We start from the raw sequence: 14,323 nt of genomic DNA, 5'->3' as shown, positions 1-14,323 counted from the left end.
ACTTTGTACCGTGAGCATGAAATTCTATCTAAACAGCAGATTCAACGTTGTGCCAAAGTCTATAAAAACCTTGTCATTCTTGATTTGACGGGCGAAGAAATTATTTACGCGGGGAATCGGTTTATCATTTATGCCTTATTTCCCCAGTGTAATATCTCGATTCACAAAATGTGGGGCTTTCAGAAGCAAAATATCGTGTTTGCTACGGGGAAATCTATTTTTGATCGTGGCTCTAAAACCAATGTGGGCGGATTAATGCTCAAATATGGTGGTGGAGGCCATCAAGCGGCTGGAACGTGCCAAATTGCTCTTGAAATGGCCGAGCAGGTAGAAAAAGAGCTGATCAGCCAAATTACTACAGATGGTTAAAGCCGATGAAGCCCTGCATGGCGGGGCTTTTTATTGCATAGCGGCGTTTTCTATACGTTTCATTCCTAAAAACCACAAAGTTACCTATTCTTATTGCGACTCACCACCTACCAGTAATACCGAGTTGTTTCGTTATAATTGCAGCTTGGGGTTTCGTAAATCTTATTTTTCTCTATACTTACCCAAGTGACTGAATTATTAATAGTTTACACCGATGGAATGTCGCGAAGTTATCAATGGAAGGATTCTAGTATGAGAAAAATTAAGCCTACGCTGTTAGGTGTGACTGTGCTGCTGATGAGTGCTTTGGCGACTGCGGATGTTGTAGAAACCACAACATTATCCGGCGTTGGGCAAGCCAAATATCCCGCCAATTTTTCTCATTTCGATTATGTTAATCCAAGAGCGCCTAAGTACGGAAAAGTAACTTATGGCGAGGTAGGTACTTACGACAATTTTAACCGCTTTGCTTCCCGAGGCGCTCCGGCGGCAGGCAGTGGTGAGCTTTATGATTCACTGATGTTTGCGCCCAGCGACGAAATTGATACCTATTATCCATTGATTGCTTCTAAAGTCCGTTATTCTGATGACTATTCGTGGCTAGAACTAGATATCAACCCGAACGCACGTTTTCAAGACGGTAAACCGATCACCGCGCAAGATGTTGAGTTTACGTTCAACAAGTTCATGACAGAAGGAGTGCCTCAATATCGACTGTTTTACAAAGCGGTTAAATCGGTAACGGCGATCCATCCTTTAACGGTTCGTATTGAGATGTCAGAACCTAATAGAGAAAAGCTTTTTAGTTTGGCTCAATCAACTCAAGTGTTGCCTAAGCACTATTGGCAGGATAAAAACTTAGCAGAACCATTAAATGAACCGCCAGTCGGCAGCGGTCCTTACAAAGTCGTACGTTATCAAACTGGGCAGAGTGTCACTTATGAGTTGCAGAAAGATTATTGGGCTGCCAACTTACCAGTCAACATTGGGCGGCATAATTTCAAGCAGATCCAATACGACTATTACCGCGACGATACCGTAATGCTTGAGGCATTTAAAGCTGGGGAATTTGATATTCGCCAAGAGAGTTCGGCGAAGTTTTGGGCCAGCTCATACACTGGATTGAACTTCGATAAAGGATTCATCAAGAAAGAAGCGATCGCGCATAATAGTCCAGCTTCAACCCAAGGTTTTGTATTTAATATTCAACGAGAAGTGTTTAGTGATCCGAAAGTGCGCGAGGCTTTGACCTATGCGATGGATTTTGAATGGATGAACAAAAATATGTTCTACGATCAATACTCACGAACGCGTAGCTATTTTCAAAACACAGAGTATGAAGCGAAAGGTCTTCCCTCTACTGATGAACTCATTATTCTTACACCACTAAAAGATAAGATCCCAGAACGTGTTTTTACCCAAGAATACCAACCACCAGTGACGGATGGGTCTGGTCGTATTCGTCAACAACTACGAGTCGCTTTTCAATTGCTCAAAGAGGCGGGGTGGGAGCTGAAAGATAAAGTGATGACCCATAAAGAAACGGGTAAAGCGTTTGAGTTTGAGTTATTAATCTACAGTCCGACCACGGAACGCATTGCTATTCCTTTACAAAAAAACTTAAAACAGTTGGGTATCGAGATGAAGATTCGCTCAGTGGATACCACACAATATCTTAAGCGTTTGCGCGATAGAGATTTTGACATGCTTTCGTCGGCCTATGCGGCGAATCCTTACCCAAGTCCTAATTTGTTGATTATCTGGAATTCAAACTACATCGATTCCACGTACAATCGTGCTGGAGTGGCAGACCCAGTTGTCGACTTCCTCACTGAACAAATTGCCGCCAATCAAGAGCATCCAGAAAAATTATTGCCTTTAGGCCGAGCATTAGATCGCGTTCTACAATGGAATTTTTATCTGATCCCACAGTGGTATCTGAGCCAATATCGTATCGCAACTTGGGACAAATTCGAGCGTCCTAGCGTGATGCCAAAATATGATATTGGTCTTGATACTTGGTGGGTTTCGGAGCAGAAAGCGCAATTGCTACCAGAAAAACGCCGTTAAGAGGATGCAATGACTGCTTATATTTTCCGCCGATTGCTGCTCGTTGTGCCCACGCTGTGGGCGATTATTACCATTAATTTTTTTATCATCCAAATTGCCCCCGGAGGCCCAGTTGAGCAAGCGATTGCACAAATGGAAGGGCATGGTGACGGAATTATGGAGCGATTTACTGGAGGCGGCCAAGAGGTGGATATGTCGCTGCCGGTTAACACTGGAGGCTATAAAGGTTCTCGAGGTTTAGACCCCGAGGTAGTCGAAGCGATAAAAAAACAGTTTGGTTTCGATAAGCCTCTTCATGTCCGTTATTTTGAAATGCTAAAAAATTACGCAACCTTTAATTTTGGTGACAGCTTATTCAAAGGGGGCAATGTTATTGATTTGATCACTGAGCGTTTACCCGTTTCGATCTCTTTAGGGCTGTGGAGTACTCTGATTATCTATCTTATCTCCATTCCTCTCGGAATTTTAAAAGCCATTCACCACGGTTCAAGGTTTGATGTATGGTCAAGCGCAGTGGTTATCATCGGTTACGCTATTCCGGGCTTCTTGTTTGCGATTATTTTGATCATTATTTTTGCCAGTGGAAATTATTTCAGCTGGTTCCCACTGCGTGGTTTAGTATCAAATAATTTTGCTGATCTGACTTGGTATCAACAAATTGGCGACTATTTTTGGCATTTGGCTTTGCCCATCTTTGCAATGGTGATCGGTGGGTTTGCCACTTTGAGTATGCTAACGAAAAACTCATTTCTTGATGAGATCAACAAACAGTATGTGGTGACGGCTCGAGCAAAAGGACTGGATGAAGGACGTATTCTTTATCAGCACGTTTTTCGTAATGCGATGCTGATTATTATTGCCGGTTTTCCGAGTGCTTTTATCAGCATATTTTTCACCGGTTCGATGCTGATTGAAGTGATGTTTTCACTGGAAGGTATAGGGCTACTTGGTTTTGAATCGACCATTCAACGGGATTATCCTGTAGTGTTTAGTTCTTTATACATCATGACGTTACTTGGATTAGTCCTCAGCATCATTTCCGATTTGACCTATATTTGGGTTGATCCTCGAATCGACTTTGAGGCTCGTTCATGATGGTAAAAAAAAGGCTGTCCAACCCATTAAACGTATTGCGCTGGCACGGTTTTAAGTCCAATCGGCGCGGTTTTTATTCACTATGGTTGTTTACGCTTTTATTTGTGGTGAGCCTATTTGCTGAGCTGATTGCAAATGATAAACCCCTTTTGGTTGAGTACGATCAGCAGTGGTTTTTCCCCAGCTTTCAACAATATGTAGAAACTCGTTTTGGTGGTGAGTTTGAAACCGAAGCGGATTATACCGATCCTTACGTCATCGATCTGATTGAACAAAAAGGCTTTATTGTTTGGCCATTGATCCCATTTAGTTACGACACCATCAACTTTAATATCAATAATGCAGTGCCGTCAGCGCCAGATTCAGTGAACTGGCTTGGTACTGATGATAAAGGGCGCGATGTGCTGGCTCGTATTATTTACGGGTTTCGTATTTCGGTTTTGTTTGGCTTTGTATTAACACTCGTCTCGTCAGTGATAGGCGTTATCGTTGGTGCCACTCAAGGTTATTATGGCGGTTGGCTTGATTTACTTGGGCAACGTTTTATTGAAGTTTGGTCAGGGATGCCAACGCTTTTTCTGCTGATCATTTTATCGAGTTTCGTCGAACCGAATTTTTGGTGGTTGCTTGGTATTATGGTGCTTTTTAGTTGGATGAGTTTAGTGGGCGTGGTGAGAGCGGAGTTTTTACGCTGTCGTAATTTTGATTATGTGCGGGCTGCGCAAGCGATGGGTGTGAGTGATCGCCGCATTATGCTTCGCCACATGCTACCTAACGCGATGGTGGCTTCTTTAACCATGATGCCTTTTATTCTTTCAGGCTCAGTTACGACTTTAACATCCTTAGATTTTCTCGGTTTTGGCTTGCCAGTCGGCTCGCCCTCTTTGGGCGAATTATTGGCGCAAGGGAAAGCCAATTTACAAGCTCCATGGTTAGGTATTTCAGCATTTGTGGTGCTCTCGTTAATGCTGACATTATTGGTCTTTATCGGCGAAGCGGTACGCGATGCCTTTGACCCGCATTCGACAGGGAGAAGATGATGAGTAAAATCGTACTCTCTATCCAAAATCTTTCGGTCGGGTTTGGTCAAAAAGACAATCTTGAACCTGTGATTAAAGCGGTGTCACTTTCTCTCTCTGCAGGGGAAACTTTAGCGCTGGTGGGGGAAAGTGGTTCTGGTAAATCAGTGACGGCGAATGCCATTTTGAAGTTGTTACCGAAAAGTGCTGCCCACTATTTGCAAGGGGAGATCTTTTTTGATGGTATCAACACGTTGAACTGTAGCGAGAGGCAATTAAGAGGTATACGAGGCGGGAGGATTGGCATGATTTTCCAAGAGCCAATGGTCTCACTCAACCCCTTACACAAAATCGGTAAACAGTTGATCGAAGTTGTGGAAATTCACCGAGGACTAAGAAGCAGCAAAGCACGTCAGTTGGCCATTGCATGGTTAGAAAAAGTGGGTGTTCGATCGCCAGAAATTAAGATTAATGCTTATCCACATGAACTTTCTGGGGGAGAACGCCAGCGCGTCATGATCGCGATGGCTTTGATCAATGAGCCTGAATTACTGATTGCTGATGAGCCGACCACTGCGCTTGACGTTTCTGTTCAGGCGCAAATATTAGATCTACTTAAAAACCTGCAACAAGAACTGGGTATGGCCATGTTGTTCATTACTCATGATCTCAGTATTGTTAAGCGTATCGCTGATCGCGTTGCAGTGATGCAAAATGGGCAAGTGATCGAGGTTAATGATGCCAAAACGCTGTTCTCATCACCCTCTCACTCTTATACCAAAAAATTGATTGAATCCGATCCTCGAGGTTTGCCCGTTGACGTAAACCCTGACAACCCAATTCTAGTGCAGCTTCAGCATCTCAAAGTCTGGTTTCCCATCACTGGCGGCTTATTCAAGCGCACGGTCTCGCATATTAAAGCTGTCACCGACATGCAGTTTAAGCTTAAAAGAGGACATTCATTAGGAATTGTTGGCGAGAGCGGTTCGGGTAAATCGACCACTGGTATGGCGATACTAAAATTAGTTCATTCGGAAGGCTCGATTTGTTACGACAATAATGAGCTGCAAGGGTTAGATAGGAAAGCTATGCTACCTTATCGCAGCAAGATGCAAGTCGTTTTTCAAGATCCATTTTCAGCACTGAATCCGAGAATGTCGGTGGCGCAGATTATTGGTGAAGGGTTAGAGGTTCATAGCCGTTATGATCGACAAACTGTTGAACGAATGATTTGTGATGTGATGCGAGAAGTTGAACTCGACCCGGCCACTCGCTACCGTTATCCCAATGAGTTTTCTGGTGGGCAACGACAACGTATCGCGATTGCTCGGGCATTGGTGCTTAAACCTGAGTTCATTTTACTTGATGAACCAACTTCTTCTTTAGATCGTACGATTCAAGCCCAAGTGTTGGATCTGCTTAAATCGCTGCAACAAAAATATGGGTTAACGTACTTGTTCATTAGTCATGATTTACATGTGGTGAAATCATTATGCCATTACACTATGGTGATGAAACAAGGTGAAGTCGTTGAGCAAGGGGAAACGCAACAGCTGTTTCTCAATCCTCAGCACCCTTATACCCAAGAGCTTATTTCCTTTTCTTATTAAACATCACGCTATGTCATACAGTTAAATAACGTGATGTTGTCGCTAGGAAAACAGTGAGTGAATATTGAAAGTAGCGGTAGAGTTGGGGCGCTATAAGAATATCGCGATTAAATGGCCATCTTAATGGCTGGTACTATCGCTTCCGGCATGGCTAAAAAATAGCCTTGAAACATATCAATATCGAGTTTTTGCATTGCTTCGAGTTGCGCTTGGGTTTCGATGCCTTCTACAACGGTATTGGAACCATTCTGTTTCGCAAGGGTAATGCCATCCATAAGTGGGTCACAATCACCTTGCATATATTTGAGTAATAAGCTTCGATCAAATTTGATGATATCAGGCGTCACCAAATTAACCCGTTGTGGTGTTGAGGCTTGAGTACCAAAATCATCAATGGCAATTTTAAAACCATTTGCAACCAGACTTTGCGTTGCGCATTGCAGCTTGCTTTCATTTTCTGAATCGATTTCAATCAATTCCATGACTAGTTGATTATGTTCTATATGCAGTTCTTTGAGGCGATCGCATAGCAATGCTTTGTTGATGTCGCTGATGGCAAACAATTCACCCGCGACAGGCAGTAAATTTAGAAATAATTGGCATTGACGATATTCGGAAAGGGCATAGTTTCGGATGTGGATAACTCGGCTGAGTCTTTCTACGTTAAGTTTGTCGATGGGATTAATAGTGTCGGAATGGAAAAAACAATCGGGGCGAATGGCCGTGCTGCCATTGGCGGTTATTCTCACTAGGGCTTCAACGCCCACAATACGGTTATCCCGCGAGAATATCGGCTGGAAAACGCTTCGCAGCACAAGATGCTGGTAATGAGCAATAAACTGGCCATCGGAATCCAGAGACATGCATTTTGAAAACTGAGTTTTGTTAGTTAAAAGCATACAATTTTCGACATCCTAATCATTAATTTTTGCTTGAAGCATCCGAGCGCCAATATGCCATGCCATATTATTGACTCACCTTGACCTTTGTCAATTGTACCTTTGGCTAAGATGAAAATTTGTGGGTTGTCAAAACAGCGTCACAAATATTGAATTATTTAGTGAATGTGATGCGGCAGGCTCAATTGATTGAGTGTGTGCTAAATCAGAAGACAGCCCAATGAAGAGGGTAATATAAAATCTAGAATTTGGAAGAAAATGAGGGCGGTTTGTTTACGTTACGCCCATTGTAATACGGCATATAATTGAACGTATTTTCGGACTAGTTGCTGGTTTTTAGAGCGTTTTAAAGGATGGCTAAATTTAATATAACAAGGGCTAATTTGAAAACGGTTCTCTAAAGATTGAGTTAGCAATGAGTCACTTTCATACAGCGTGATACCTTGTGCGAGGTATTGATCTATTTCATCGGGTAATTGCCCTGTCCACCAATGAAGTAACTCGCGACTTTTTTGGCTACGACTAATCCAGTGATCGGTCAGTAATAACAGTAAATCATTCGGTTGAATCGCGTAAGCGTACTCATATTTCCACTGCGCAATGTCTTGCATCAACTTTTCTCGACAGGTTTTACCAGCACTGACCATATGGTGAGTCAGGATCCATACCGTTCCGGCATCACTGCTCACTCGGTAGTGGTGTGGCATGTCTCGCTGAGGGATTGATTCAATAACAGAATAGTGGCATGGGTGCCCAAATTCACTGAGTGTACGAGCCAACCTGCGAGCAAAAGCCAGTCCTAAGTGATGTTCACTCATTCCTTGGTTGTGTATGGTGGGGTAGTGCTTTTCACAAAGTTTTAGACAGTCAGCTTGAAATTCGTTGACGCTTTGCGTGAGTATGTCCAGTAGCAACTCGTTGTTCTCCTTTAATAAAGCCAAGCAAGATTACCACAGTTATCAACAAGCACGAGCAGCAAATGGCGAGTTCTTGATCTTTCACACTATTCTTCTAATACGAGCATTCTACAGGTGTTATACCCTTATAATTTGAAGCTACCGTTGTTTCAAGTTGTTTGAGCCTAAGTCGTGGTTATCTATATCCACAATAAGTTCCTTCAGTTTTTTCGAATAACTCAATCAGTACTAAAGTATGTCCACAATGTAAAGTATGGTAAATACTGTGTTAATAATTTAGGCTAGAATATAGATTCAATTCACTTTGTTGCTGTTTCACTTGCTGGTTTAGAAAATTTATGACAACTGAAGTTAAAAATTACAACTTAGTCACGCGTCTTATCCATTGGTTATCCGCACTCGTTATCATTGGTATGTTTGGTGTTGGGATCTGGATGGTTGAGTTAACCTATTACAGTCAATGGTATAACACCGCGCCACATTGGCATAAATCTGTCGGTTTGTTGCTGCTCGCGGTCACCCTGTTCCGCATACTATGGAAATTGGTGAGTGTCTCTCCTGCCATTGGTGGCGGCCACTATGAGCGCATTGCGGCTAAAGCGGCGCACGGATTAATGTATTTATTATTGATGACGCTGTTTGTATCAGGCTATTTGATCTCAACAGAAGATGGCCGAGGGATTGATGTTTTCAATTGGTTTACTGTACCAAGTATGGGCTTGCTGTTTGAAGGACAAGCCGATCTCTCTGGCACGGTTCACTTTTACGCAGCTTGGACGCTGATTATTTTAGCAGGCGTGCACGCTGTTGCCGCACTCAAGCACCATTTTATTGATAAAGACGATACGCTACGAAAAATGATAGGAGCTTCTAAATGAAGAAAACGTTACTTGCTACTGGATTGGCTTTCGCAACACTCATGCCGCTAGGTGCAAACGCTGCTGACTATGTTATAGATACCAAAGGTGCGCATGCTTCAATTAACTTTAAAGTCAGCCATCTTGGTTATAGCTTTACCAAGGGTCGCTTTAACAAGTTTGATGGTGAGTTTTCCTACGATCCTAACGACCTTGCAAGCTCAAAAGTGAAAGTTAATGTGGATACTCGCAGCCTGGATAGTAACCATGCTGAACGTGATAAACATATTCGTAGTGCTGATTTCATTGATGCATCAAAATATTCACAAGCCACGTTTACCAGTACTCAAGTGGTTGATAAAGGGAATGGTAAACTAGAAGTGCTCGGTGATCTTACTCTGCATGGGCAAACCAAACCCATTACTATTGATGCAGAATTTATTGGTGCAGGTAAAGACCCATGGGGTGGCCAACGCGCTGGTTTTTCGGGGACAACACGTATCGAACTCGCGGATTTCAATATTGCAGTAATGGGCGCTTCAAGCTATGTCGATATGGAACTCTATGTTGAAGGAATACAAAAGTAATCCACATCTTGTTATGCTTTAAGCAAACATGAATAAAAGGGTCTAACTCTAGACCCTTTTCACTAACTCTCACTATATTTTATCTCCATACATTAGCTAACTGATGGATTTCTGAGTCTGGAATTCGGCGACCGCGTTGTCCATGTCGTTTGCTTGCTTGGAAACGATATCGACTTCAATCAAACACTGTTTGGCTGAGTGCATATTATTATCAGAGATAGAGTTAAGCTCAGTGATCGATTCACTGACTTGGTTCATCACAATGCCTTGCTCTTCAATGGCTGAGGCGATTCGCTCAGAGTTGCTCTGTATCATTTCCATATCAGAGATAATTTGGCGTAAACTTTCATCTAACGCTTCTGAGGCTGCTAACGTCGTATGGCCTTGTGTATTGCACTGTGCAATATCGCTCACAACGGTACTCATTTGGCTTTGAATAGCCGAAACGACATTGGTGATCTCTTCTGTTGACTGATGCGTGCGGCTGGCTAAAGCGCGAACTTCATCTGCGACTACCGCAAAGCCTCTACCTTGCTCTCCGGCGCGCGCTGCTTCAATCGCGGCATTTAATGCCAGTAAATTGGTCTGCTCTGCGATACCTTGAATGATGTTAACAGCACCGCCAATTTGTTCGACATGCTTGTTCAATGAGGCGATGGAGATTTGACTTTTTTCCAATGTTCGTGAGAGTTCATCGACATTTTTTACCGTTGATTCCACCACCAAACGCCCTTGCTGAGCATTGTGCGCGGCTTTGTGTACACCTTCTACCGCTACACTGGTACTTTCTGAAATTTCGCTGATGGTGGACACCATTTCTTGAACGGCCGTTGCCATTGTCGTGGTGTGGTCAGCCTGAACGTGAAACTGTTCAATCACATCTTCTAATTCGTTATGCATACTTGATGTACTGTTCGATAGCTGGTGAGACTTTGTTTGAGAGCCAGCGATAAGAGTTTCGAACTTATCGAGTAAGGTATTAAAATAAGTTGCGATCGATACCAGCTCGTTGCGGCCAGTCAGTTCAACACGCAAACTGATGTTGTTGCTGTTTGAAATCATTTGCATCACTGATAACAACTTACTCACTTGCACGTTAATGGAGCGCGCTATTTGGAGAATAAATCCAAGGATTAGCACGATCACTAACGCACTGAGCCCTTGCTTCACATAGTTAAGTTCTTGCTCAATACTTGTAATCTCTTTATTTAACACTTCAGAAAAGGTAACAAACTGTTGTTCAACATTATGAGAAAGGTTACGTACTTCACCAAGTAGCCCTTGATTATATTTCAAACCAATCACTTTTTTCTGATCGACAAGCTGTTGGGCGGCCTGTGCTAATGCCGGAAAACGGTTAGTCACTGTGCTGTTTTGCTGCTCTCCAACCTGCACGCTTTGATCAAACGCCATTAGCTCTAAAAGTAATGCATCATCAGCATTAGGTTTTATGGTTTCCAATGCTTGTAAATAAGTGGCTAAAAGGCCGGATCTTTCATTTAATCCGTATAGGCTATAAGCCTGCACCAATTTTTCAAAACCTTGTTTATAAGCCAAAAGATCTTGTCGGAGTTGGCTACTAGAGGGGAGATCTCGATCTAACAGGATGAGGGAAAGTTGCTGTTCCAGATCTAAAAAAAGAGTGCTGTTTTTTTTAAAGGTTTCAAGGTATTTCACGTCGCTTCGCAGAAGAAAATCTTTCTCATTGCGCCGCAAATTGAGCAGTCTAATTTCAAGTTTATCGACTAAGTTAATGGCTTGATTGAGCGTTTCGGTGGTTTGGGAAAAATGTGTGGTAGTGGCTAACATTACCAGAACCCCGATAACCGCAATAGCACCCAGTGAATATAATTTTTGTTTGATACTCATGAGATTATACACCTAAGTAAAATGACAATAATTGATGAAAATGTAATTATTAGTATGTTTAATTAGAATGTTAGGATTAAATGAAGCGTATATCAATGAACGCAAAAATATAAATTACATTCATTATCGTGACACAATATTGGAACTTTTATTTTGTTGATTCCCATAGAATTTGTTAGAGGCGCTCTGTAAACATGATTGAATTAGAAAATTACCAAGGACTTATTTTTGATATGGATGGTACGTTGCTTGACACCATGCCAGCGCATTTAGAGGCTTGGTCAAAAACAGCGCAACATTTTCGTTTCCCATTCTCAGAACAGTGGTTGCATAGTTTAGGTGGCATGCCTAGCGCTAAAATCGTTTCACAAATCAATAAGCTGCACGATCTCAAATTGGTGCCAGAGCTGGTCGCTCAATTTAAAATGGCGGCATTTTCTTCTATCGAAAATAGTGGCGAGGTAATTTCTTGTACTCATGAAGTTGTTGAGCAGTTTTATGGTAAAAAGAAGCTTGCGGTTGGGACTGGAAGCCAAAGACAAAGTGCACTCGCATTGCTTAAAAAGTCTGGGCTATTAAATCGCTTTGATGCTGTAGTAACGGCGTCTGATGTTGAAAACCATAAGCCGAATCCAGATACATTTTTGCGTGCAGCCTTTTTATTAGATCTCGAACCTAAGCATTGTGTGGTATTTGAAGATACTCATTTGGGTAAACAAGCCGCTCACGCTGGAGGAATGGATTGTGTGATGGTAGAGGAAGGAAAACTGGTGTTTTATCCAGTCCCTTCTCAAGAATAGAGCCGCGTAATGCGGCTCAACACCGCTTTACTGGATTTCAATTAATTCCACATCAAAAATCAGTACGGATGCCGGTGGGATAGGGCCGCTGCCACTTTTGCCATAACCTAAATTACTGGGTATGAACAGGCGCATTTTTTGTCCTTCCACCATCAGTTGTAGGCCTTCCTGCCAGCCTTGAATCACCTGCTTCAAACCAAACACAATCGGGTCGTTACGTTCAACCGAGCTATCAAACACCGAACCGTCAAGTAAAGTACCGTGATAATGCACTTTTACACGACTGTTGGCTTTCGGATGAACGGTGCCAGTACCTTGTTGGAGTACGAGATATTGTAGGCCACTTTCGGTTGTTATCACGCCATCTTGCTGAGTATTTTCAGCCAAAAACGCTTGGCCTTTAGCAAAATTTTCATCGGCAATTTTGTGGTTATTCCACGTACGATAGATGAAAAAGCCAGCCAGTAAAAAAATAATAATTGGAAATACAAATTTAGACATATTTTTAAAGCCTTGTGGATTAGGGGTGAGTCAATAAATATGAGATGGTATTCGCGATATCTGCTACATCTTTATGACCGGAGGTGATGACTAAATATTTGCCTTTCACAATAAAGGTTGGAACGGCATTGATTTGGCCTTTTACTGAAATATCATCAGCGAGCTGAATCTCTTGGAATAACTGTTTTTGCTGCTCATCATCTAACGAATACGGGCTGATTAGCCCTCGTTGGCTGAAGGCCAAATCAATCGCTTCTTTACGCTCACTTAACGTTACTTCTTCATCCATTTGCACGACCGAAAATAGCTGTTCCATCATGGCATGATCGGGAATTGCTCCCAGTTGCATCACGGCTGAATAGTAAATCATGGCTCCAATCTGTGCGCCTTCGTTAAAGGTGACATGCAGTTTACCAAATGTTTCGCCTGTTATTTTCTCTAGCTCTGGGATGACCTTTTCCATTGAACGACAGTGTCCGCAAGTCAGCGAAAACACTTCCGTGACGGCTGGCAGGCGGTATGTTGCAAGACTTACGGGAAGCTCATCATATTGTTTCCCTTTTTGTGGCGTAGTGTTGTCACCGCAGCCTGCTAGAATCAGTAGTGTTGTGATGAGAGCCAACCAATAGCGTGTGTTTTTTTTCATAACGAGTATTGAGTTAAAAAAGAATACTTGAATTCTAACGGCTTACCGTGACAAGGAAAACAGAAACAACCACGAAATTGCTACCAAATATATATAAAGTTTTACAGTCTTGGCCGATACAGTTTAGGTAGTAAGAGAATGGAGTGATGCTTGAATGAAGTATTTAGCCTTACCGTTATTGATGTTGTTAACGGGGTGTGGAACATTAGCCACCGCAGATCGGATGTTTAGCGACAATCTATTGGATGCAGCGCCAAAAGGTGATTTTGACGTGCTCTACCCTGAGTGGGGCTATGCGCCGAAGATTGCTTCAACAGGTGTTCAAGGCCCGATGGGACAGCAGCGCGTGAGTAGCTATGATTCTTTGCAAAGTTTTTTATTGAAGAATGGCGTTGATTACGAGGTTCTCCCAGGTAACCACATTATGGTTAAATTGAAAGATACGGTGAAATTTGAAACGGGCTCGTCCACCGTCTCCTCTGGCTCTGGTGATTGGCTTACTATGATGGGACGTTATTTAGCCTCAGAACCCGGTATTGATATTGTGATTGATGGCCATACGGACAGTAGTGGAGCGCCCACTTTTAATGATGGTTTATCTGAACGTCGAGCGAAAGCGGTAAAGAACACTTTAGTGAAAAGTAATGTGGCGATGGACTCTATTTTTACCCGTGGATATGGTGAATACGTTCCGGCTTGTACGAATAAAACTAATGCAGGTAAAGCATGTAACCGTCGTGTGGAAGTGTTATTTATTGTTTCCAATAATTAAGTTATGCCTTTTGGTGGCGTGCCTTTTAAGTGATGTATCTCTTTTCACACGCGACAAGATCAAAAAAGCCCAGCGAGTTATTCGCTGGGCTTTTGCATTAAAAATAAGAAGACTTAGGCAAGCAGCTCTTGCGCTTGTTTCACCACGTTTTCAGTTGTAAAGCCGAACATTTTGAACAGTTGATCCGCTGGTGCTGACTCACCGAAAGTGGTCATACCGATGATCTTGCCGCCAAAACCAACGTACTTGTACCAAAAATCCGCGATACCTGCTTCAATCGCGATACGCTTAGTCACGGCTGCTGGTAGTACC

Annotated in this window: 14 protein-coding genes and 1 pseudogene; 9 read left to right on the top strand and 6 right to left on the bottom strand. The window is 42.6% G+C overall.

Annotated features, from left to right (window positions below):
• From AACQ21_RS16795 to AACQ21_RS16775, 5 genes and pseudogenes are all read left to right on the top strand, one after another.
• Nucleotides 1-369: pseudogene (locus AACQ21_RS16795) on the top strand (exopolyphosphatase); the annotation flags it as partial.
• Between the two features lie 252 nt (nucleotides 370-621).
• Nucleotides 622-2,439, top strand: a complete 1,818-nt coding sequence (locus tag AACQ21_RS16790; RefSeq protein ID WP_181185551.1) for an extracellular solute-binding protein — start codon at nucleotides 622-624, stop codon at nucleotides 2,437-2,439.
• A gap of 9 nt (nucleotides 2,440-2,448) precedes the next feature.
• The gene (locus AACQ21_RS16785) at nucleotides 2,449-3,534 is read left to right on the top strand and encodes a microcin C ABC transporter permease YejB (RefSeq protein ID WP_105976957.1); all 1,086 of its coding nucleotides are present in this window, start codon (nucleotides 2,449-2,451) and stop codon (nucleotides 3,532-3,534) included.
• Nucleotides 3,531-4,574 carry an ABC transporter permease gene (locus AACQ21_RS16780; RefSeq protein ID WP_105976956.1) on the top strand — a complete coding sequence of 348 codons (1,044 nt, stop codon included), beginning with the start codon at nucleotides 3,531-3,533 and terminating at the stop codon, nucleotides 4,572-4,574. Before AACQ21_RS16785 ends, AACQ21_RS16780 begins: the two co-directional genes overlap by 4 nt.
• Nucleotides 4,571-6,163, top strand: coding sequence for an ABC transporter ATP-binding protein (locus AACQ21_RS16775; protein ID WP_105976955.1), 1,593 nt, complete (start codon nucleotides 4,571-4,573; stop codon nucleotides 6,161-6,163). Before AACQ21_RS16780 ends, AACQ21_RS16775 begins: the two co-directional genes overlap by 4 nt.
• A 107-nt stretch (nucleotides 6,164-6,270) precedes the next feature.
• Here AACQ21_RS16775 and AACQ21_RS16770 read toward each other — a convergent pair whose 3' ends face one another.
• Both AACQ21_RS16770 and AACQ21_RS16765 read right to left on the bottom strand, forming a co-directional pair.
• On the bottom strand, nucleotides 6,271-7,062 hold the full coding sequence (locus AACQ21_RS16770; RefSeq protein ID WP_105976954.1) for an EAL domain-containing protein: 792 nt from the start codon (nucleotides 7,060-7,062) through the stop codon (nucleotides 6,271-6,273).
• A 278-nt stretch (nucleotides 7,063-7,340) separates the two neighbouring features.
• Nucleotides 7,341-7,976: a hypothetical protein gene (locus AACQ21_RS16765; protein ID WP_026027861.1), complete on the bottom strand. Its 636-nt coding sequence runs from the start codon at nucleotides 7,974-7,976 to the stop codon at nucleotides 7,341-7,343.
• A 341-nt stretch (nucleotides 7,977-8,317) separates the two neighbouring features.
• Here AACQ21_RS16765 and AACQ21_RS16760 point away from each other — a divergent pair, with 341 nt between their 5' ends.
• Together AACQ21_RS16760 and AACQ21_RS16755 are read left to right on the top strand one after the other, a co-directional pair.
• Nucleotides 8,318-8,857 carry a cytochrome b gene (locus AACQ21_RS16760; protein WP_013867852.1) on the top strand — a complete coding sequence of 180 codons (540 nt, stop codon included), beginning with the start codon at nucleotides 8,318-8,320 and terminating at the stop codon, nucleotides 8,855-8,857.
• A complete protein-coding gene (locus AACQ21_RS16755) occupies nucleotides 8,854-9,423 on the top strand; it encodes a YceI family protein (protein WP_013867851.1) in 570 nt (189 codons plus the stop codon). Before AACQ21_RS16760 ends, AACQ21_RS16755 begins: the two co-directional genes overlap by 4 nt.
• 96 nt (nucleotides 9,424-9,519) lie before the next feature.
• Here AACQ21_RS16755 and AACQ21_RS16750 read toward each other — a convergent pair whose 3' ends face one another.
• A complete protein-coding gene (locus AACQ21_RS16750; RefSeq protein ID WP_181185550.1) occupies nucleotides 9,520-11,292 on the bottom strand; it encodes a methyl-accepting chemotaxis protein in 1,773 nt (590 codons plus the stop codon).
• Between the two features lie 194 nt (nucleotides 11,293-11,486).
• Between AACQ21_RS16750 and AACQ21_RS16745 the strand changes: the two genes are divergently transcribed.
• Nucleotides 11,487-12,092 carry a beta-phosphoglucomutase family hydrolase gene (locus tag AACQ21_RS16745; RefSeq protein ID WP_047690369.1) on the top strand — a complete coding sequence of 202 codons (606 nt, stop codon included), beginning with the start codon at nucleotides 11,487-11,489 and terminating at the stop codon, nucleotides 12,090-12,092.
• Nucleotides 12,093-12,119: 27 nt separating this feature from the next.
• Here AACQ21_RS16745 and AACQ21_RS16740 read toward each other — a convergent pair whose 3' ends face one another.
• Together AACQ21_RS16740 and AACQ21_RS16735 are read right to left on the bottom strand one after the other, a co-directional pair.
• On the bottom strand, nucleotides 12,120-12,593 hold the full coding sequence (locus tag AACQ21_RS16740; protein WP_017046439.1) for an FKBP-type peptidyl-prolyl cis-trans isomerase: 474 nt from the start codon (nucleotides 12,591-12,593) through the stop codon (nucleotides 12,120-12,122).
• A 19-nt stretch (nucleotides 12,594-12,612) separates the two neighbouring features.
• A complete protein-coding gene (locus AACQ21_RS16735; RefSeq protein ID WP_105976952.1) occupies nucleotides 12,613-13,239 on the bottom strand; it encodes a thiol:disulfide interchange protein DsbA/DsbL in 627 nt (208 codons plus the stop codon).
• Between the two features lie 154 nt (nucleotides 13,240-13,393).
• Between AACQ21_RS16735 and AACQ21_RS16730 the strand changes: the two genes are divergently transcribed.
• Nucleotides 13,394-14,011, top strand: a complete 618-nt coding sequence (locus AACQ21_RS16730; RefSeq protein WP_013867846.1) for an OmpA family protein — start codon at nucleotides 13,394-13,396, stop codon at nucleotides 14,009-14,011.
• A 113-nt stretch (nucleotides 14,012-14,124) separates the two neighbouring features.
• Here AACQ21_RS16730 and AACQ21_RS16725 read toward each other — a convergent pair.
• Nucleotides 14,125-14,323, bottom strand: a 199-nt coding sequence (locus AACQ21_RS16725) for a transketolase-like TK C-terminal-containing protein (RefSeq protein WP_445285735.1), incomplete at its 5' end; no start/stop codon positions are given.

Origin of the sequence: Vibrio sp. V01_P9A10T6 (assembly GCF_963877065.1) — a bacterium.
Lineage (GTDB): Bacteria > Pseudomonadota > Gammaproteobacteria > Enterobacterales > Vibrionaceae > Vibrio > Vibrio anguillarum.
This window is presented reverse-complemented; position numbering and strand designations above follow the sequence as displayed.

Bases quoted from the DNA above. Each gene is read 5' to 3' on its own strand.
- AACQ21_RS16790 (WP_181185551.1), top strand. From the start codon at position 622: ATGAGAAAAATTAAGCCTACGCTGTTAGGTGTGACTGTGCTGCTGATG.
- AACQ21_RS16785 (WP_105976957.1), top strand. From the start codon at position 2,449: ATGACTGCTTATATTTTCCGCCGATTGCTGCTCGTTGTGCCCACGCTG.
- AACQ21_RS16780 (WP_105976956.1), top strand. From the start codon at position 3,531: ATGATGGTAAAAAAAAGGCTGTCCAACCCATTAAACGTATTGCGCTGG.
- AACQ21_RS16775 (WP_105976955.1), top strand. From the start codon at position 4,571: ATGATGAGTAAAATCGTACTCTCTATCCAAAATCTTTCGGTCGGGTTT.
- AACQ21_RS16770 (WP_105976954.1), bottom strand. From the start codon at position 7,062: ATGCTTTTAACTAACAAAACTCAGTTTTCAAAATGCATGTCTCTGGAT.
- AACQ21_RS16760 (WP_013867852.1), top strand. From the start codon at position 8,318: ATGACAACTGAAGTTAAAAATTACAACTTAGTCACGCGTCTTATCCAT.
- AACQ21_RS16755 (WP_013867851.1), top strand. From the start codon at position 8,854: ATGAAGAAAACGTTACTTGCTACTGGATTGGCTTTCGCAACACTCATG.
- AACQ21_RS16750 (WP_181185550.1), bottom strand. From the start codon at position 11,292: ATGAGTATCAAACAAAAATTATATTCACTGGGTGCTATTGCGGTTATC.
- AACQ21_RS16745 (WP_047690369.1), top strand. From the start codon at position 11,487: ATGATTGAATTAGAAAATTACCAAGGACTTATTTTTGATATGGATGGT.
- AACQ21_RS16740 (WP_017046439.1), bottom strand. From the start codon at position 12,593: ATGTCTAAATTTGTATTTCCAATTATTATTTTTTTACTGGCTGGCTTT.
- AACQ21_RS16735 (WP_105976952.1), bottom strand. From the start codon at position 13,239: ATGAAAAAAAACACACGCTATTGGTTGGCTCTCATCACAACACTACTG.
- AACQ21_RS16730 (WP_013867846.1), top strand. From the start codon at position 13,394: ATGAAGTATTTAGCCTTACCGTTATTGATGTTGTTAACGGGGTGTGGA.